The sequence below is a fragment of the Lentzea sp. NPDC036955 genome (genome assembly GCF_055608005.1).
Genome location: NZ_JBVJRC010000002.1, coordinates 111,052 through 129,084, shown reverse-complemented (window position 1 = coordinate 129,084; position 18,033 = coordinate 111,052). Strand labels below are relative to the sequence as shown.

The 18,033-nt window shown below is 73.6% G+C and carries 14 protein-coding genes; 9 read left to right on the top strand and 5 right to left on the bottom strand.

Translation table 11 applies throughout. The features are described 5' to 3' along the window. Positions 1-1,386 (top strand): xylulokinase, encoded by a 1,386-nt coding sequence (locus ACZ7CF_RS05650; RefSeq protein WP_470368954.1) that lies wholly within the window; start codon positions 1-3, stop codon positions 1,384-1,386. A gap of 204 nt (positions 1,387-1,590) precedes the next feature. Beyond that, positions 1,591-2,727, top strand: coding sequence for an ROK family protein (locus tag ACZ7CF_RS05645; protein WP_360384551.1), 1,137 nt, complete (start codon positions 1,591-1,593; stop codon positions 2,725-2,727). Here the strand turns inward: ACZ7CF_RS05645 and ACZ7CF_RS05640 are convergent. Next, positions 2,684-2,995, bottom strand: a complete 312-nt coding sequence (locus ACZ7CF_RS05640) for a DUF6223 family protein (protein ID WP_470368953.1) — start codon at positions 2,993-2,995, stop codon at positions 2,684-2,686. The genes ACZ7CF_RS05645 and ACZ7CF_RS05640 overlap by 44 nt on opposite strands. Before the next feature lie 153 nt (positions 2,996-3,148). Here ACZ7CF_RS05640 and ACZ7CF_RS05635 point away from each other — a divergent pair, with 153 nt between their 5' ends. Then, the gene (locus ACZ7CF_RS05635) at positions 3,149-4,237 is read left to right on the top strand and encodes a sensor histidine kinase (RefSeq protein WP_458432690.1); all 1,089 of its coding nucleotides are present in this window, start codon (positions 3,149-3,151) and stop codon (positions 4,235-4,237) included. Further along, positions 4,234-4,890, top strand: a complete 657-nt coding sequence (locus tag ACZ7CF_RS05630) for a response regulator transcription factor (protein ID WP_360384557.1) — start codon at positions 4,234-4,236, stop codon at positions 4,888-4,890. Before ACZ7CF_RS05635 ends, ACZ7CF_RS05630 begins: the two co-directional genes overlap by 4 nt. A gap of 154 nt (positions 4,891-5,044) precedes the next feature. On the opposite strand, the gene ligA is transcribed toward ACZ7CF_RS05630, so the two are convergent. Next, positions 5,045-7,036, bottom strand: coding sequence for an NAD-dependent DNA ligase LigA (ligA, locus tag ACZ7CF_RS05625; RefSeq protein ID WP_470368952.1), 1,992 nt, complete (start codon positions 7,034-7,036; stop codon positions 5,045-5,047). 402 nt (positions 7,037-7,438) lie between these two features. Here ligA and ACZ7CF_RS05620 point away from each other — a divergent pair, with 402 nt between their 5' ends. Further along, positions 7,439-10,678 carry a tetratricopeptide repeat protein gene (locus ACZ7CF_RS05620; protein WP_470368951.1) on the top strand — a complete coding sequence of 1,080 codons (3,240 nt, stop codon included), beginning with the start codon at positions 7,439-7,441 and terminating at the stop codon, positions 10,676-10,678. 19 nt (positions 10,679-10,697) lie between these two features. Here the strand turns inward: ACZ7CF_RS05620 and ACZ7CF_RS05615 are convergent, their stop codons facing one another. Together ACZ7CF_RS05615 and ACZ7CF_RS05610 are read right to left on the bottom strand one after the other, a co-directional pair. Continuing rightward, positions 10,698-11,024: a DUF6416 domain-containing protein gene (locus tag ACZ7CF_RS05615; RefSeq protein ID WP_360384563.1), complete on the bottom strand. Its 327-nt coding sequence runs from the start codon at positions 11,022-11,024 to the stop codon at positions 10,698-10,700. Between the two features lie 132 nt (positions 11,025-11,156). Further along, a complete protein-coding gene (locus tag ACZ7CF_RS05610) occupies positions 11,157-11,387 on the bottom strand; it encodes a hypothetical protein (RefSeq protein ID WP_360384565.1) in 231 nt (76 codons plus the stop codon). 115 nt (positions 11,388-11,502) lie between these two features. Here ACZ7CF_RS05610 and ACZ7CF_RS05605 point away from each other — a divergent pair, with 115 nt between their 5' ends. The 4 genes from ACZ7CF_RS05605 to ACZ7CF_RS05590 all read left to right on the top strand — a co-directional run bounded on the left by ACZ7CF_RS05605 (position 11,503) and on the right by ACZ7CF_RS05590 (position 17,475). Next, complete coding sequence (locus ACZ7CF_RS05605) at positions 11,503-12,516, top strand: pyridoxal-phosphate dependent enzyme (RefSeq protein WP_470368950.1); 1,014 nt, start codon at positions 11,503-11,505, stop codon at positions 12,514-12,516. Between the two features lie 77 nt (positions 12,517-12,593). Then, positions 12,594-16,127: an nSTAND1 domain-containing NTPase gene (locus ACZ7CF_RS05600; RefSeq protein WP_470368949.1), complete on the top strand. Its 3,534-nt coding sequence runs from the start codon at positions 12,594-12,596 to the stop codon at positions 16,125-16,127. A gap of 119 nt (positions 16,128-16,246) precedes the next feature. After that, entirely contained in the window at positions 16,247-17,098 is an 852-nt protein-coding gene (locus tag ACZ7CF_RS05595) for an NAD(+)/NADH kinase (protein ID WP_360384571.1), read from the top strand. A 20-nt stretch (positions 17,099-17,118) separates the two neighbouring features. Beyond that, positions 17,119-17,475, top strand: a complete 357-nt coding sequence (locus tag ACZ7CF_RS05590; RefSeq protein WP_458432697.1) for a 5-carboxymethyl-2-hydroxymuconate Delta-isomerase — start codon at positions 17,119-17,121, stop codon at positions 17,473-17,475. Here ACZ7CF_RS05590 and ACZ7CF_RS05585 read toward each other — a convergent pair. Continuing rightward, positions 17,472-18,011 (bottom strand): CGNR zinc finger domain-containing protein, encoded by a 540-nt coding sequence (locus ACZ7CF_RS05585; RefSeq protein ID WP_458432698.1) that lies wholly within the window; start codon positions 18,009-18,011, stop codon positions 17,472-17,474. The two genes, ACZ7CF_RS05590 and ACZ7CF_RS05585, sit on opposite strands and share 4 nt — an antisense overlap. Positions 18,012-18,033 lie beyond the last annotated feature (22 nt).

The following is an 18,033-nucleotide window of genomic DNA, read 5'->3' as shown; positions in this document are numbered from 1 at the left end:
ATGACGCTCGTGGCGGGGGTCGACTCGTCGACGCAGTCGTGCAAGGTCGTCATCAGGGACGCGGACACCGGCGAGCTCGTGCGCGAGGGCCGGGCCGCGCACCCCGACGGCACGTCGGTGCACCCGTCGCACTGGTGGCGGGCGTACGAGGAGGCCGCCGCCCAGGCGGGCGGGCTCGACGACGTGGCCGCGCTCAGCGTCGCGGGGCAGCAGCACGGCATGGTGTGCCTCGACGACGACGGCGAGGTCGTGCGGGACGCCCTGCTGTGGAACGACACCAGGTCCGCGGCAGCCGCCGCGGACCTGACCGCCGAGCTCGGCGCGGACGTGTGGGCGGCGCGGATCGGCCTGGTGCCGGTCGCGTCGTTCACGATCACCAAGCTGCGCTGGCTGCAGCAGCACGAACCGGAGAACGCCAAGCGCACCGCCGCCGTCTGCCTGCCGCACGACTGGCTGACGTGGCGGCTGCGCGGCACCGGCGACCTCGCCGACCTGGTGACGGACCGCTCGGACGCCTCCGGCACCGGCTACTTCGACTCGGTGGCCGACGAGTACGTCCCGAGCCTGCTCGAACGCGGCCTCGGCCGCGCCGACGTGCAGCTCCCCCGCGTGCTCGGCCCTGCCGAGTCGGTCACCGCGGGCCACCTGCGCCTCGGTCCCGGCGCCGGCGACAACGCGGCGGCGATGCTGGGCGTCTCGTCGGGCACCGACGTCGTGGTGTCCCTGGGCACCTCCGGCGTGGTGACCGCGACGAGCGAGGTCCGCGCGACGGACCCGTCCGGCATCGTGGCGGGCTTCGCCGACGCCACCGGCCGCTACCTGCCACTCGCGTGCACCCTGAACGCCGCGCGCGTGCTGGACGCGACCGCCCGCATGCTGGGCGTGGACCTCGACCGGCTGAGCACGCTCGCCCTGTCGGCCCCGGCCGGTGCGGAGGGCGTGGTGCTGGTGCCGTACCTGGAGGGCGAACGCACCCCGAACCTCCCGGACGCGACCGGCGCCCTGCACGGCCTGACCCTGTCGAACGCCACCCCGGCGAACATCGCCAGGGCCGCCGTCGAGGGCATGCTGTGCGGCCTGGCCGTCGGCCTCGACGCACTCGCCGCCCAAGGCGCCGACGTGACCGGCGTGCAACTGGTCGGCGGCGCGGCTGCCTCACCCGCGGTCCGCCGGATCGCGCCGACCGTGTTCGGCGTGCCGGTGACCGTGCCGTCGCCCGGCGAGTACGTGGCCGACGGTGCGGCCCGGCAAGCCGCGTGGGTGCTCGCCGGTGGTGCGCAGCCGCCCGCGTGGTCGCGCGGGGCGGCGGAGGTGTTCGAGGCCGCCGCTGTTGCGGAGGTCCGGGCCCGGTATGGCGAGGCGGCGCAGAAGTACCTGAGCCGGTGATGATGTGACCGGGGACTTGGGAGTGGGCTTGGGCGGCGTGCGCGCGGTGGGAGTCGTGCGCACGCCGGCCGGGTTGTGTGTGGGGTGCGGTGTGGGCGCATGTGCCACCAGCACGCGACCCGCCGCTCCCCCGTCCACTCGCGTCGGCCCACCAACCGGCATCCACGCGCACCCCTCCGCCCCCGCGCGGCGATACTGATGGCGATGACCACCGTCGACCACCTGCGGCAGGTACGCCTCGGCAACCTGCGCACCGTCCTGCTCGCCCTGGTCGACAAACCCGGCTCGCGCGCCGAACTGGCCGCCCGCACCGGTCTCACCAAGGCGACCCTGTCGAACCTGACCGAACCGTTGCTGGCCAACGGTGTCCTGGTCGAGGAGCCCGCGACCCTGACCGGGGTCGGACGGCCGTCGAAGCCGCTCCGGTTCCACCCGGAGGGGCCGGTCTCGATCGGCGTGGAGGTCAACGTCGAGCACCTCGCCGTCGAGGTGCTGGGGCTCGACGGCGAGACCGTGCACCGGCACCGGGTGCCCGCCGACAACCGGCACGCCACCGCCGAGCAGGTGCTCGCCCGCGTCGCCGACCTCGTCGAGAGCGCGAAGACCACGAGAACCGTCCTCGGTGTCGGGCTCGCGGTGCCCGGCGTGGTCCACAACGGAACGGTCGTCCGTGCGCCGAACCTGCCGCACCTCGTCGGCCACGACCTCACCGCGCACCTGACCGCGCGGCTCGGGCTGGACGTCGAGCTCGACAACGAGGCCAACCTCGCCGCCCTCGCCCACCTGTGGCCGAAGCACCTGGCGGGCGAGGACTTCGTGCACGTCTCGGCGGACGTCGGCATCGGCGCCGGGGTGGTGCTCGGCGGCGAGGTGTACCGCGGGGTGAGCGGGTTCGCCGGCGAGCTCGGGCACGTGGTCATCGAGCGCGATGGTGTGCAGTGCACGTGTGGCAGCCGTGGGTGCGTGGAACGGTATGCGGGGCTTGACGTCATGCTGCGGGATGCGGGACGCAAGCACCTCGACGAGCTCACGGAAGCCCTGAAGACCGATGAACGCGCACGGCACGCCGTCAGCGAGGCCGGACGGGCGCTCGGAGTGGGGCTGGCGACGTTGATGAACCTCTTCGACGTGCCGACCGTCGTGCTCGGCGGCAGCTATGCCGTCCTGCACGACCACTTGAGCGCCGCGATCCGGTCCGAAATGGACAACCGGGTGCTGGCGGGCGGTGAGCGGCACACGCGGCTGGTCGCGTCGCCGCTCGGCGAGTTCGCGGTCGTGCGGGGTGCGGCGGGGCTCATCACCCGGCGGACGGTCCAGCAGCCCGAGCGCCTCTACGCCTGAGCACGGCGGTGACCACCGCGGCCAGGCCCACGACCAGTGACACGTAGCCGCCGACGATGCCGTGGCCGGTGCCGGGACCGCCCTTCGCGAACGCCACCACCAGCACCCCGGCCACCGCGCCGGCGGTACCCGCGGTGAGAGCGGCCACCGCGAACCGGCGGCCGGCGAACGCGAGCACCAGCCCGGCCAGGCCGAGTGCTGCGCCGATAAGCGACCACGTGCGGCCCGCCGTCATCCCGTACGTGTCGGCGATCTGTGCGAGAACCACGACTTTCCCCTTTCAACGGATGGCCCCAGCGTGGCCGCGCAGACCGCCCGCGTCGTCGTGCGCGCACAGACACCCGTCTACTGCGTCCGCGGTAGCCGGAAGGTCCTCCCCGTGCAGGATCTACCAGCGTGAACATCCGGTTAGGGTGCACGCATGAGCAGGCGGTGGACGGACTGGGCGATCGCGGCCGGGGTGGCGGCGAGCCTCGTGGTCGCCGGTGCCGCCCGGCCGGTCACGACGCTCGAACCGCTCGGTTTCGCGCTGCTGGCGGCGAGCGGACTGGCGTTGGTCGCGCGGCGCAGCCACCCGCGTGCCGTCCTCGCCGCCACCGGGCTCACCGCGCTCGGCTACCAGGCCGCCGGGTTCGACGTGCCGGTGATCGCGTTCCTGTTCGCCGTCTACGCCGCGATGCGCGCCGGTCACCACGTCGTCACGGTCGCCGGGTCGGTGCTGATGCTGGCCGCGCTGCCGCTCGCCGTCGTGCTGTCGCCGCGCGGGCTGACCACCGCCGAGGCGTTCACGCAGAGCCGGGACGTGCTCCAGATCGCCTGGCTCGTCGCGGCCGCGGCGGCGGGAGAAGCGTTGCGGCAGGCGGAGAAGAGGGCGGACGAGGCCGAGCGCACCCGCGAGGAGACCGCGCTGCGCCGGGCGAACGAGGAACGCCTCCACATCGCCCGCGAGCTGCACGACTCGCTCACCCACCAGATCTCGGTGATCAAGCTGCAGGCCGAGGTCGCCGTCCACCTCGCGCGGAAGCGGCGGGAGGACGTTCCGGACGCGCTCATCGCCATTCGCGACGCCAGCCGCGAGGCGACCAGGGAGCTCCGCGCCACGCTGGAGGCCCTGCGCGACGACACCGAGTACCACGGCCTGGGCGACGTGCCCGACCTCGTCGACCGCGCGCGGACCACCGGCCTCGACGCCCGGCTCACGATCGAGGGCGACCGCGCGGACCTCCCCGCGGCCGTCGACCGGACCGCGTACCGGATCGTGCAGGAGTCGCTCACCAACATCGCGCGGCACGCGCGGGCCGCGTCCGCCAGCGTCCACATCGACCACCGCGAGGACGCGCTCGTCATCCGGGTCGACGACGACGGCACCGCCACCCCGAACGGCACTCCCGGTGTCGGCCTGCGGGGGATGCGCGAACGGATCACCGCGCTCGGCGGGCACCTGGACGCCGCGCCGCGCACCGGGGGCGGCTTCCGCGTCCACGCCGAGCTGCCGGTGGCACAGCCGTGATCCGGGTGCTGCTGGCCGACGACCAGCCGTTGATCCGCAGCGGGTTCCGCGCGCTGCTGCAGGCCGAGGACGACATCGCGGTCGTGGCGGAGGCGGCGAACGGCGCCGAGTGCGTCGAGCAGGCCCGTGCCCACCTGCCGGACATCGCGCTCGTCGACGTCCAGATGCCCGAGGTCGACGGCATCGAGGCCACCCGCCGGATCGCCGCCGACCCGGCGCTGGCGGGCGTGCACGTCGTCATCCTCACCAACTACGGCCTGGACGAGTACGTGTTCGAGGCGCTGCGGGCGGGCGCGGCCGGGTTCCTCGTCAAGGACGTGCACCCGGAGGACTTCCTGCACTCGGTGCGGGTGGCGGCCCGCGGCGACGCCCTGCTCGCGCCGTCGATCACCCGCAGGCTCATCGACCGGTACGTGAGCCAGCCGCAGCTCAACCGGCACGGCCTGAGCGAGCTGACCAACCGCGAACAGGAGGCCGTCGTGCTCGTGGCCCAGGGCCTGTCGAACGACGAGGTCGCCGCCCGCATGGTGATCAGCCCGCTCACCGCCAAGACCCACGTCAACCGCGCCATGACCAAGCTGCACGCCCGCGACCGCGCCCAGCTCGTGGTCCTCGCCTACGAGTCGGGCCTCGTCACACCGCAGCGCCCGTGACGCGGACCCTGCTCGCCGACTTCGGCCCGTTGGCACAACGGGTGCCGCTCGCCGTTGCAGGGCAAGCGGTTGCGCGTGGAGACGCGGCAGGACAGATGACGACGCTGTGGGTGAGGGCGGCCGCCGCGGAGGCGGCACCGGAGGCGGGCGCCGGTCAGGCGATGCCCGCCGCGATCAGCTTCGACCAGATCTCGCCCTGGTCCACCACCTCGACGCCGAGCTTCTCCGCCTTGGTCAGCTTGCTCGCGCCGACGTCCGCGCCCGTGATGAGCATGTCCGTGGTCGCCGAGACCGAGGAGGCGGCGGTGGCGCCGGCTTTCTCGCACATGCGCTGGAAGGTGGGGCGGGCGACCTTCTCGCCGGAGCGGGGGTCGCTGATGGAGCCGGTGATGACGACGGACTTGCCTTCGAGCGGGGCGCCGGCGGCGACCACGGGTGGGAGGTCCTCGTCGCGGACGTCGAGGTTCACGCCGCGGGCGCGCAGGCGTTCGATCTCGGGGCGCAGGCGGGTGAGGTGGTGGATGAGGGACTCGGCGACCTTCGCGCCGATGTCGTCGACGGCGACCAGGGCCTCGACGCCCGCGTCGGCCACCTCTTCGAGGGAGCCGAAGCCGGCGCGGCACAGGCGGGCGGCGGTGCCCTCGGAGGCCATCGGGATGGCGAGGCCGATGAGGGCGCGGCGCAGGCCGACGGCGCGGCTGCGGTCGATCGACTCGATCATGCGGGTCGCGGAGACCTCGCCGACGCGGTCGAACTCCAGCAGGCGTTCCTTGGTGAGGGTGTAGAAGTCGGACGGGTTCACCAGGTCGCCGGTCTCGGCGAGGCGTTCGATCCACACCTGGCCGATGGCGTCGATGTCCGCCGCCGCGCGGGAGGACCAGTGGATGAGGCGGCGCACGGTCTGCGCGGGGCAGGCGGCGTTGGTGCAGAACAGTTCCCGGCTGTTGCCCTGCTCGGTCAGCGGCTGCGCGCACGAGGGGCACTCGGTCGGGGGCACGATCTCGCGCTCCTCGCCGGTGCGCTTCGAGGCGTCGAGCACGCCCGCCACGAACGGGATCACGTCGCCGGCGCGGCGGATCAGGACCGTGTCACCGATCTTGATGTTGCGGGCGCGGATGACCTCCTGGTTGGCCAGGGTCGCGCGGGTCACGGTCGTACCGCCCACGAACACCGGCTCCAGCCACGCGACGGGGGCGATCTTGCCGGTCTTGCCGACGTCCCACACCACGTCGGCGAGCACCGTCGTCTTCTCCTCGGCGGCGAACTTGTAGGCGATCGCGCCGCGCGGTGAGCTGGACCGGGTGCCGGCGGCGGCGAACGCGTCGCGGTCGGCCAGGCGCAGCACGGCGCCGTCGAGGTCGTAGTCGAGGGAGTTGCGCTGCTCCTCGATCGAAGCGATGACCTCCTGCGCCTTAGCCGCGGTGCCGCAGTGCCGCATCTCGGCAACGCTGAAGCCGAGCTTGCGCAGACCGGCGTCCAGGTCGGAGTCCGCGCTCTCCGGCTCGGTCGTCAGGTCGAACGCGAAGAACTGCATGCGCCGGCCCTCGACCGCCTTGGGGTCCTTGGCGCGCAACGTGCCCGCCGCCGCGTTGCGCGGGTTGATCAGCGGCTTGTCCGGGTTCTTCCTGTTGTAAGCGTCGAAGGTGGACCGCAGCATCACGCACTCGCCGCGCACCTCGACCCGCCCCGGCGCGTCCACCCGGTCGGGCACGCCGTCGGTCAGCGCGCGCGTCAGGTACGTGACGTCGTCGCCCGTCGTGCCGTCGCCCCGCGTGACCGCGCGCGCCAGCCTGCCGTTCTCGTACACCAGCGCCAGCGACAGCCCGTCGAGCTTCGGCATCACCACCACCTGCTGGCCGGGGAACCGCCCGAAGAACGCCTCGACCTGCTCGGGCCGGTTCGCCTTCTCCAGCGACAGCATCGGCCGCGAGTGCCGCACCGGGGCGTGCAGCACGGTGGGCGCCCCCACCGAGTCGAGCGGGTTGTCCTCCGGCGTCAGCTCGGGGTGCTCGGTGAGCAGCGCCCGGAACTCGTCCTCCAGTGCGTCGTACTCGGCGTCGGCCACCAGCGGCGCGCCCTGGTAGTACGCGTCGCGCAGCTCGAAGAGGCGGGCGGCGAGCTCCTGAATCCGGTCCCCAGCGTTCATGGGCCAGACGTTACTCGGGGGGACCGACAACATCGGCTCGTTCCTGGTGGAGGCCCGCTTGAGTCCTCGTCGAGCCCGCTCCCGCGGCCACCCGATCCACATGCGACTCCGGATACTGGTTCGCGTGCCGGCGCCACGTGCTCAGCGGTGTCCACTCCGGACCTCCGTGAACGCCCGCAGGAACCTGTCGTCGGCGAACAGCCCGTGCGTGAGCATCTCCAGGCCCGTCACCGCCGAGGGTCGTGGCCGCGACGCCGTCCGCACCGAACGTGTTCAGTCTTGCCAAGATCAATTGATTCGGCGAACTCCCCGGAAAAGTGGACAAATGCTGGCCAGGCGATCACGGACTTGCTCGTGCCGCTACGCTTTCCGCTTTCCCCAGGGCGTTCAGGAGCGGAACGGATGCGGGCCCACGAAAACCGGAGACGAGACGGTCTCGAATCCGACGTGCGCAACGACTTCACCGGGCTCGCGACCGGTCCGGTCGTGCAGGTCGGGCACATTGATGGAAACGTCAACATCCATTCCCGCAGACGCCGCTACGACCTGCGCCCGTTCACCAGCCCCGCCCCACCGGACCCCGCTGAGCTGCGCAGACAGCCCAGCCAACTGCTGCTCGCCGGCAACCAGGTCGTGCCCTTCACCGGCCGGGAGAACGAGCTCGCCCGGCTCGACGAGTGGCGGCGCGGCGAGGGCCGGATCAGCGCGATGCTCGTGCACGGTCCGGGCGGCCAGGGCAAGACCAGACTGGCCACGGAATTCGCGGCGGAATCGATGTGGGCGGGCTACTCGGTGCTGGTCGCGCACCACGGCGGCGATTCTTCGGAGGCCTTCGCCGAACAGCTCACGGTCACCGAGCCGAACACGGGAATTCTCGTCATAGTGGACTACGCGGAAAGGTGGCCGCGCGCCGACCTGCTGGCGTTGTTCGAGGACCGGCTGATCCACCACGCCGGTCCCACCAGGGTGCTGCTGCTCGCCCGCTCGGGCGCGCGGTGGTGGGACCTGCTGCGCTACCCGCTGCTCAAGCGCGGTGTGGCGGCCGAGTCGGAACGGCTGACCGACCTCGCCGCCGACGTGGACGCGCGGCAGGCGGTGTTCGACTCCGCGCGGGACAGCTTCAGCACCGTGCTGGGCACGGACGCGCGGGACGCGACGCCCGCGGGGTCGTTGGCCGACCCCGCCTACCAGTCCGTGCTGACGATCCTCATGGCCGCGCTCGCCGCCGTGGACGCGTGCGACCGCAACCGGGTGCCGCCCGGTCACCCCGGCGCGCTCGCCTGCTACCTGCTCGACCGGGAGACCGACCACTGGGCCGGGATGCGGGCCGGTGGCAGCGTCGGGGCGAGCACGGACGTGCTGGGGCGGGTGGTGTTCCTCGCGACGCTGACCGGCCCGATGTCCTACCGCGAGGGCTGCCTGGCGTTGCGGGTCACCGGGCTCGCGCGGTCGCGGGAGGAGGCCGACCGGCTGCTCGACGACCACCAGGCCTGCTACCCGCCCGCCGACGACGGCACCGTGCTGGCCCCGCTCGCGCCCGACCGGTTGGGCGAGGACCTCGTCGCACGGGGCCTGAAGACCGATCCGCGCTGCCGGGACATGGTGCGCGCGCTGCTGACGACGGGCGCGCTCAGCCAGGTGATCACGGTCCTCGCCGAGACGGGCAAGCGGTGGCCGCACGTCGGCGAGCACCTCGACGCGGTGGTGCGCGAGGACCCGTGCCGCGTGATCGCCGCGGGTGGCAGCGCGTTGATGGCGGTCGTCGACACAGCGGGGACGGACCTGCTGGCCGCGATCGAGCCGCAGCTGCCGGAACGGCACGTGGACCTGGACTTCCCCGCGGCCCGGCTGACCCAGCGGCTGACCGAGCACCGGCTGGAGCAGACCCACCACCCCGCCGAACGCGCACGGCTGCTGATGGTGCTCGCCCGCAGGCTGGCCAACGCGGGCGCGTTCGACGAGGCGGTGAAGGCGAGCGAGCCCGCGGTGCAGATCTACGAGGGCCTGGCGCAGCGGCAGCCGGACAGGTACCCGCTCGTGCTGGCCGAGGCGCTGCACCACCTGGGCACGCACCTGTCCGGCGCGGGGCTCGGCCAGCGGGCGCTGGACGCCACGGCCCGCGCGGTGGAGCTGCGCCAGCGGCTCACACCGGCGTCGGCGGAGCTCGCGTCGTCGTTGAACAACCTCGCGATGGACCTGTCGGCGCTGGGCCTGCGCGGTCAGGCGCTCGGCGCGACCCGCACGTGCGTGGCGATCCTGCGCCGCCTGCGCCAGCCGCAGGAACCGCTGCTCGCGGTGGCGCTGAACAACCTCGGCATGCACCTCGCGGGCGTGGGCCGCCGGCACGAGGCGCTGGAGGCGGCCCGGCACTCGGTCGACCTGCACCGCAGGCTCGCCGCGGTCAACCCGGCCGTGTTCGACCCGGACCTCGCGGGCGCGCTGCACAACTTCGGCCTGCACTGCTCCCACCTCGGCGGCTGGGAGGAGGCGCTGCGGGCCACCGAGCAGGCCGTCGCGATCCGCCGCCGGCTGGCGATCACGAACCCGGCGCTGTTCGAGCCCGGTCTCGCGCTGTCGTTGCGGGAGCTGGCCGCGATCTGCCTGGAGCTGGGCCGCGCGCCCGAGGGGCGGGAGTGGAGCGCGCAGGCCGTCGACCTGCACCGCACGCTCGCGACCGTGAACCCGGCGGTCTACGACGCCGAGCTGGCCACGTCCCTGCACAACCACGGCGTGCACCTGGCCCGCGCCGGTGAGCAGGTCGGCGCGCTGGCCGCCACCCGCAAGGCCGTGGTGATCAGGTCGAGCGTGTTCGAGGTCCACCTGCACGCCCACGAGCTGCGCCTCAACTCCGTGCTGACGCAGCTCGGCATCGCACTGCCCGGCACCCCGCGCGCGTCGTCCGACAGCGACCTGCAACGGCGGGTGGACGAGATCTTCAACTTCCCGCGCCCCGGTTTCATGCAGTCCACCGACAACCTCGCGGCCCGCTCGGCCATCGCCCACCGCCTCACCGCCGCCGTGTGCGCCGTGCACCCGCGCTGGTCGGACCACCTCACCCCGTCCGCCGCCGCGCTGGTGACGATGGAGGCCCTGCTCGCCCGGTCGCTGGGCAACCTCAGCGCCCGCCACGCCGACCTCGGCAAGCAGGCGGAGGCCCTCACCGCGGCCGAGCAGGCCGCCGACTCCTACCAGCGCCTGGCCGACCTCGACCACGCCCACCGCGCCGACTTCGCGACGTGCCTGGCCTCGCTCGGCACCCGCCTCGCCGAGTACGGCCGCCGCGACCAGGCCCTCAAGGCAACCCGCTGGGCCGTCGCCGGCATCGGCACCGGCCGCACCCCCCAGGTCGCCGCGGCACTGCACGCCTTCGCCTGGGTCCGCATGCACTCCAGCCTCGAACTGGACGACGCCGTCCGCGCCGCCGAGGCCGCCGTCCGCATCTACCGCGACCTCGGCCGGACCTCACCTGCGGTGGCGGCCGACCTGCGGTGCGCGCTCAAGACCTGTTCGGCGCTGCTGAGCCAGGTCGGGCGGGGCCGGGAGTCGCTGACGATCGCACGGGAGCTGCGCGCGCCGGGCGGTGAGGAGGCGCCGGCGACGGTGCGATTGACGGCGCTGGAACGGCGTCCTGCTCTGACCTGATGCCCGCCCTCAGCGCGGGTCAGCGCGCACTCGTCCGCTTGAAGAGAGCGGCGACCTCTTCGGTCATCCAGTAGTGGGCGGTCTTGCCACCGGGATACCCCCAACACCACACCAACGCGCGGCCGAGCTGGTAGCAGCGCTTGCCTGCCGTGCCGAGGACGCCCGCCACACTGCTCTTGCCCTTGGGCAGGTCGAGCAGTCGGCTCAGCTCGTCACCGCTGAACTTCCTCCCCGGCTCTGTCATCAACTCCGAGAAGAGGGCTTTGGCGCTGTCGTTCAGCGTCTCCCACAGCTGCTCCGCAGCGGCACCGTCGGCACGGCTCCACGCGAGCCGGTCTTCAGGCACGGACCGCTCCTCTTCCTGGTCGGGTCGAGGCCCGACCGGCCACGCACGAGTCGCCACGAAAGATCATCGACGATTCGCCCCGCGTGTTACAGCACCTGCGCCGCGGCATCACGAACGGCAACCGCCCCGGTGCTAGTCCCGAGGACCGCGCAACGTCAGCACCACCCGCAGCACGTGCTCCACAGCAGCCGGGAACACCGCCCCGCGCAGCTCGTCGCGGTGGGCCAGGGTCTGGCCGGCGAACTCCACCATCCGGTCGGGTCCCACGCGGCGGACCACGAGCGCGGCGACCTCCTCCAGGTCGAGGCCGGGGTGGTCGAGGCGGGTCAGGGCGAACTCGACGACCAGCTCGTCATCGGTCACGGCGCCTCCTCCCACCGCGGTCCAGCCTAGTGGAGAACCGGTGGGCGAACCGGACGAGCAGGCGTCGCGAACGCGCGCTGGACCGACGGCTCGGCCAGGCCCCAGGCTGGGCACCATGATGTGGTTCACGCGGCCGGGTGCCCGGCAGTGGCGGTGTGCACCGGCGCCGCGCGAGGTGCGCGCCTTCCACGCGGGGCTGCCGGGTTACGCGCCGACGCCGCTCGTCGAGCTGCCGGAACTCGCGGCGGAGCTCGGGGTCGGGCGGTTGCTGGTGAAGGACGAGTCGGACCGGCTGGGGCTGCCCGCGTTCAAGGCGCTCGGGGCGTCGTGGGCCGTGCACCGCCTCCTCGAACGGGTCACCGCGCCGGTCACGCTCGTCGCCGCCACCGAGGGCAACCACGGGCGGGCGGTGGCGCGGATGGCTCGGCTGCGGGGGCGGGCGGCGCACGTGTTCGTGCCGGAGGCCGTGCACCCGCAGGTGGTGCGGGCGATCGCCGGCGAGGGTGCGCGGGTCACGGTCGTGCGCGGGTCGTACGGCGACGCGGTCCGTGCGGCCGCGGAGGCGGACGGGGTTCTGGTGCAGGACGTGGGGTGGCCCGGTTACGAGGAGGTGCCGGGGTGGGTCGTCGAGGGGTACGCCACGCTGTGCGCCGAGGTCGACGAGCAGCTCGGGCGGGCACCGGACCTGGTCGTGGTGCCGGTCGGGGTGGGGTCGCTCGCGCAGGCCGTGATCACGCACTACCGCAGCACGACGGCCGCGCCCTGCGTCCTCGCCGTGGAACCGGAGACCGCCGCGTGCGTCACGGCCAGCCTCATCGCCGGCGAACCGGTCACCATCGGCACGAGCGACACCATCATGGCCGGGCTGAACTGCGGGACGCCGTCGACCACCGCGTGGCCGTTCCTGCGCAACGGCCTGGACGCCGCCGTCACCGTCTCCGACGCCGAATGCACCAAGGCGGCAGCGGATCTGCACGCGCGCAACGTCCACTCCGGACCGTGTGGTGCCGCCCCGCTCGCCGGGCTGCGGGCGGCTCCCCACGGGGACCTCGGGCTCGACTTCACGTCCGTCGTCGTCCTGCTCGGCACCGAGGGCACGAGCGCCAACCCGCGAGGAGCGACCGGCTGACGGCGATGATCATCCGGTTCTGCGGCTGAGCGGCGCCCGCTACCTTGCTCGGTACGCGAGGGCAGGGGGATTCGGGGATGCCACGCAGGGAACGACCGCTCGACGCGGGCGACGGCGCGGTGCTCGCGTTCGCGCGCGAGCTGAGGGCGTTGCGGGAGCGGGCGGGGAGCCCGACCTACCGCGAGCTGAGTGCGCGCACGCACTACTCGGAGGCGGCGTTGTCGCAGGCCGCGGCCGGGCGCAAGCTGCCGACGCTGCAGGTCGCGCTGGCATACGTGCGGGCGTGCGGCGGTGACGAGGACGAGTGGCGGCAGCGCTGGCAGGAGACGTCCGCAGGCCAGCGGCCCGCCGACGTCGACGACCGGAGCGCGCCGTACGCGGGGCTGGCGGCCTTCCAGGCGGAGGACGCCGACCGGTTCTTCGGCCGCGACCGGCTCGTCGAGCAGCTGGTCGAACGCACGGAGGAGCAGCGCGTCGTCGTGGTCGTCGGGGCGTCCGGTGCGGGCAAGTCGTCGCTGCTGCGGGCCGGGCTGCTGCCGCGCCTGGGCAACGCCGTGCTGTTCACGCCCGGTGCGCAGCCGCTGGAGGAGTACCGAGCACACGCACGTGAGAACGCCGTCCTGGTGGTCGACCAGTTCGAGGAGGTCTTCACCCTCTGCGCCGACCGCGAGACCCGGCGCCGGTTCGTCGAGAAGATCACCGCTCACCGGGTCGTGCTGGGGGTGCGCGCCGACTTCTACGGCCACTGTGCCGACTTCCCGGTGCTGGTCGAGGCGATGGGGTCCGGCCAGGTCACCGTCGGGCCGATGAGCACCGACGAGCTGCGCGCCGCGATCGTCCAGCCCGCCCGCGGCGTCGGGTGCGCCGTCGAGACCGCGCTGGTCGCCGAGCTGGTCGCGAACGGGACCGGTCACGCGGGCGCGCTGCCGCTGCTGTCGCACGCGCTGCTGGAGACGTGGCACCGCCGCAAGGGCAACACGCTGACGTTGCAGGGGTTCCAGGCCGCCGGCGGGTTCGAGGGCGCGCTGTCCAGGACGGCGGAGTCGGTGTTCGGCGAGCTGACCGGGGCACAGCGGGAGCGCGCGCGGTCGTTGTTCCTCCGGCTCACCGCGGTCGGCGACGGCACCGAGGACACCCGGCGCCGAATCGCCCGCGCCGAGCTGGACGACGAACCGGACACGCGGCTGGTGCTGGAGGCGTTCACCGCGCAGCGGCTGGTCACGGTGGACCACGACCGGGTGGAGCTCACCCACGAGGCGCTGATCCGCTGCTGGCCCCGGCTGCGCGAGTGGCTCACCGCCGACCGCGACGGCCTGCGCGCCCACCGCGACCTCACCGAGTCCGCCGGTGTCTGGGAGTCGCTCGACCGCGACCCCGGCGCGCTGGTGCGGGGTGCGCGGCTCGCGGCGTTCCGGTCGTGGCTCGACGAGCCGCCGCACCCGCTGACCGCCCGTGAACGCGACTTCCTCACCGCGAGCCTGGCCGCCGAGTCCGCGGAGCTCGCGAAGGCCCGCTCCGACCGGCGCCGGCTCGGCCTGCTCACCGCGCTGCTGTCGGTGCTGCTGGTGGCCACGGCCATCGGTGCCGTCACGGCGGTCGACGCGGGTTCCGAGGCCACCCGGCAACGCAACAACGCGCTTTCGCAGAAGGTCGCCCAGGACGTGCACCGCCTGCGCGGCACCGATCCCGCGCTCGCCGCCCAGCTCGCGCTGGCCGCGTTCCGCCTGTCCCCCACCGTCGAGGCGCGCAGCGCGTTGCTGGGCTCGTTCACCCCGTCCTACGCCACCCTGCTGACCGGCCACACCGACGCCGTCAACGCGGTCGCCCACAGCCCGGCGCGGCACCTGCTGGCCAGTGCGAGCCACGACCGCACGGTGCGGCTCACCGACATCGCCGACCCGCACCACCCCCGTGAGGTGCGCACGCTGACCGCCCACACCGACAACGTCCCGCACGTCGCGTTCAACTCCACGGGCAACGTGCTCGCCACGGCCGGTTGGGACCGCACGGCACGCTTGTGGGACACCAGCTCCGGCGCCGTTCTCGCGACGCTGACCGGTCACACCGGGCCGGTCAACGCCGTCGCGTTCAGCCGTGACGACCGCCTGCTCGCGACCGCCGGATCGGACAACTCCGTGCGGTTGTGGGACCTCACGGACCTCCGCTCACCCCGCGAGGTCGCCGTTCTCCCGCACCCGGCACCGGTGGTGGCGCTCGACCTGGGCGACCGGCACCTCGTGACGGGGTCGTGGGACGGCTCGGCGCTGCTCTGGGACCTCGGCACCCGCCGGGCACGGCCGTTGACCGGGCACACCGGCGCGGTCCAGGCGGTCGCGGTCAGCCGGGACGGCACCCTGGTCGCCACGGCGGGCCAGGACCGGGTGGTCAGGGTCTGGCCGGTCGAGGGCGGCGAGCCGCGCGTGCTGACCGGGCACACGGACGCCGTGCGCGGGCTGGCCTTCGAGGGCTCCCGGCTGGTGAGCACCGGCGTCGACCGCACGGCCCGCGTCTGGGACCTCGACCACCCCGGTGACCCGCTGGTGCTGACCGGCCACACCGCCGCGGTCGTCGGCGCGGTGGTCGCGGACGGCACGCTGGTGACCGCGAGCGACGACCACACCGTCCGGCTGTGGGACCTGCCGTTGCCGTTGAGCCACAACGACTCGGTGTACTCGGTGGCCTCCTCCGGCCCCCTCGTCGCCTCCGGCGGCTACGACCGCACGGTCCGGTTGCTGGCGGACGGCCGGACGGCCGCGGTGCTCACCGGACCGGCCGGCGCGGTGAACTCGGTGGCGTTCTCCGCCGACCGCCGCACCCTCTACGCCGCGAGCGCCGACCAGCGCGTGCACCGCTGGGACATCGGCGATCCCCGGCAGCCACAACCGCTGCCGCCGCTGACCGGGCACACCGACGCGGTGAACGCCATGGCCGTCAGCCCGGACGGCAAGGTGCTCGCCACCGGCAGCACCGACCGCACGATCGTGCTGTGGGACACCGCCACCGGCACGTCCCTGGGCACCCTGACCGGGCACGCGGAGTCGGTGCAGGCACTGGCGTTCAGCCCGGACAGCCGCAGGCTCGCGAGCGGCGGCGGCGACTTCGGCGTGCGGATCTGGGACGTGGACACCCACCGGGTCACGACCCACCTGCCCGGCCAGGGGCACGTGGTGAAGTCGGTCGCGTTCAGCCCCGACGGCACCCGGATCGCCACCGGGACCACCGACTTCGCCGTCCGCGTCTGGGACGCGGCGACCGGCGCCCGCACGGCGGAGCTGACCGGGCGCACCGACACCGTCCACGCCGTCGCGTTCTCCCCGGACGGCACGACGTTGGCCAGTGCGAGCGCCGACCACGACGTGCGGTTGTGGCGCCTGTCCGACCACACCCCGTTCGCGGTGCTCAGCGGGCACACCGAACGGGTGTACGGGCTGGCCCACCCGGACGCGCACACGGTGCTCAGCGCGAGCGGCGACCACACCGTCCGGACCTGGGAGGCCGACGAAGAGCATGCCGCGCAACGGGTCTGCGCCACCGCGTCACCACCGTTGTCACCGCAGGAGCACGACCGGCACTTCCCCGGCGTCGGGCACACCCCGCTCTGCGGATCGTGACCTTCCCCGAACGGGGTGCCGGCCGTGGCGGGAGGCCCGGTACGTCCCCCGTACCGCACGCTTCCCGCCGGACGAGGGCAGACTGGCGTCCGTGACCCAAGACGTGAGGACCCGCTGACGTGCACGCCGCAGGACTGGTGCTGCACCCGCGCCGTGACTCCGCCGCCGCGGTCGAGGCCGTGCTCGGCTGGGCGGCCAACCGCGGTGTCGAGATCCTCGGCATCGACGACGAGATCCAACGCCTGCGCTGCGCCGCCACCCCGGTGTCGGCGGTGGAGCTGGGGCGGCGGGCCGACCTGGTGGTGAGCCTGGGCGGTGACGGCACGATGCTGCGCGCGATGCGGCTGGCCGACGGGGAGAAGGCGCCGGTGCTGGGCGTGAACCTGGGCAAGCTCGGGTTCCTCGCCGAGGTCGACGTGCCGGACCTGCCCGCTGCTCTGTCGGCCATCGACGCGCACGAGTTCACCGTCGAGCCGCGGCTGGCGGTCGACGCGACGTTCGGCGATCAGGAGGTGACCGCGTTCAACGACGTCGCGGTCGTGCGCACGCCCGGTCAGGGCAGTGCGCGGGTGGCGGTGCGGGTCGCGCGGCAGCCGTTCGTGAGCTACGCGGCGGACGCGGTGATCGTCGCGACGCCGACCGGGTCGACCGCGTACAGCTTCTCGGCCGGTGGGCCGATCACCAGCCCGTCGGTGGAGGCGTTGCTGGTCACCCCGGCCGCGCCGCACTCGGCCTACAGCCGCGGGGTGGTGCTGTCGGTGGCCGACGAGGTGGACCTCGACCTGCTGCCGTCGAGCGGGCGGCTGGCCGTCGAGGTGGACGGGCAGGTCGCGGGCTACGTCGAGCCGGGTGAGCGGGTGTCGTTGCGCGGGCGGCCCGCCGCCGCGAAGGTGGTGCGGCTGGGGATGACCACGTTCTACCAGCGGGCGCGGCGCAAGCTGCAGCTCACCGACTCGGCCGAGCTCACCTGAGCACCCAGTAGGTTGACCTCATGCCACAGATCACCGTCGAGTACTCCGCCGAGCTGGCCGGCGCGTTCGACCGCCGCGGGTTCGCCCTCGCACTGCACCGGGCCGTGTCACCGCTGGTCTCCTCCGAGGTGGCCGCGTTCAAGACGCGGTTCCGGCAGATCGAGGAGTCGGTGATCGGCGAGGGTGCGCCGGCCGCGATGGTCCACGTCCGGGTCGGCCTGCTCTCCGGCCGTCCGGCCGAGCTGAAGCAGGAGGTCGGCCGCACGGTCGTCGGGCTCGCCGGTGAGCACCTCAAGCCGGTGGAGGGCCTGCCCACGCAGGTGACGCTGGAGGTCTACGACATGGACCGGGAGCAGTACCGGCAGCTGGAGTCCTAGCCGCTCCTGCGGCGGGCGCGGTACTGGGCCGCCTTGATCCGGTTGCCGCACTCCTCCATGTCGCACCAGCGCCGGTTGCCGGTGCGCGAGCGGTCGATGAAGATCCGCGTGCACTCGGCGCGCCCGCACTCCCTGATCACCAGCTCGTCCGCGCGCTCCAGCAGGGCCGCTGCCGCACGCGCGATCTCGCCGCCCACCGCACGCGCGGTGCCGTGCCTGCGCACCCCGGTTTCCGTCAGCGTGAACGTCGGCGCCGGGGCGTCCGCGTAGGAGTTCACCCGCAGCAGGTCGTCCTCCGGCCGGCCGCTGCCCGCGAGCGTGGCCCTGACCAGCCGGTACACCGACTCCCGCAGCTCGACGAGCGCGGTGAGCTGGGCCGCGGTCACCTCCGGCTGCTCCGTGACCAGCCCGGCCGCCACCGCCCACGCACCCACGTCCCGCGGGCCGGTCAGCAGCTCCTCGTCGTCGCCGCCGCGCCACTTCAGGGTGCCCAGGAAGTCCAGTGCCAGGTTGCCGCTGACGAACGCGAAACTCACGTCACCATCTTGACAGGTGACG

What these genes read in the sequence shown, in the direction of transcription:
- ACZ7CF_RS05650 (WP_470368954.1), top strand. Translation starts at nt 1, where the DNA reads ATGACGCTCGTGGCGGGGGTCGACTCGTCGACGCAGTCGTGCAAGGTC.
- ACZ7CF_RS05605 (WP_470368950.1), top strand. Translation starts at nt 11,503, where the DNA reads ATGATGTGGTTCACGCGGCCGGGTGCCCGGCAGTGGCGGTGTGCACCG.
- ACZ7CF_RS05635 (WP_458432690.1), top strand. Translation starts at nt 3,149, where the DNA reads ATGAGCAGGCGGTGGACGGACTGGGCGATCGCGGCCGGGGTGGCGGCG.
- ligA (WP_470368952.1), bottom strand. Translation starts at nt 7,036, where the DNA reads ATGAACGCTGGGGACCGGATTCAGGAGCTCGCCGCCCGCCTCTTCGAG.
- ACZ7CF_RS05600 (WP_470368949.1), top strand. Translation starts at nt 12,594, where the DNA reads ATGCCACGCAGGGAACGACCGCTCGACGCGGGCGACGGCGCGGTGCTC.
- ACZ7CF_RS05645 (WP_360384551.1), top strand. Translation starts at nt 1,591, where the DNA reads ATGACCACCGTCGACCACCTGCGGCAGGTACGCCTCGGCAACCTGCGC.
- ACZ7CF_RS05620 (WP_470368951.1), top strand. Translation starts at nt 7,439, where the DNA reads ATGCGGGCCCACGAAAACCGGAGACGAGACGGTCTCGAATCCGACGTG.
- ACZ7CF_RS05590 (WP_458432697.1), top strand. Translation starts at nt 17,119, where the DNA reads ATGCCACAGATCACCGTCGAGTACTCCGCCGAGCTGGCCGGCGCGTTC.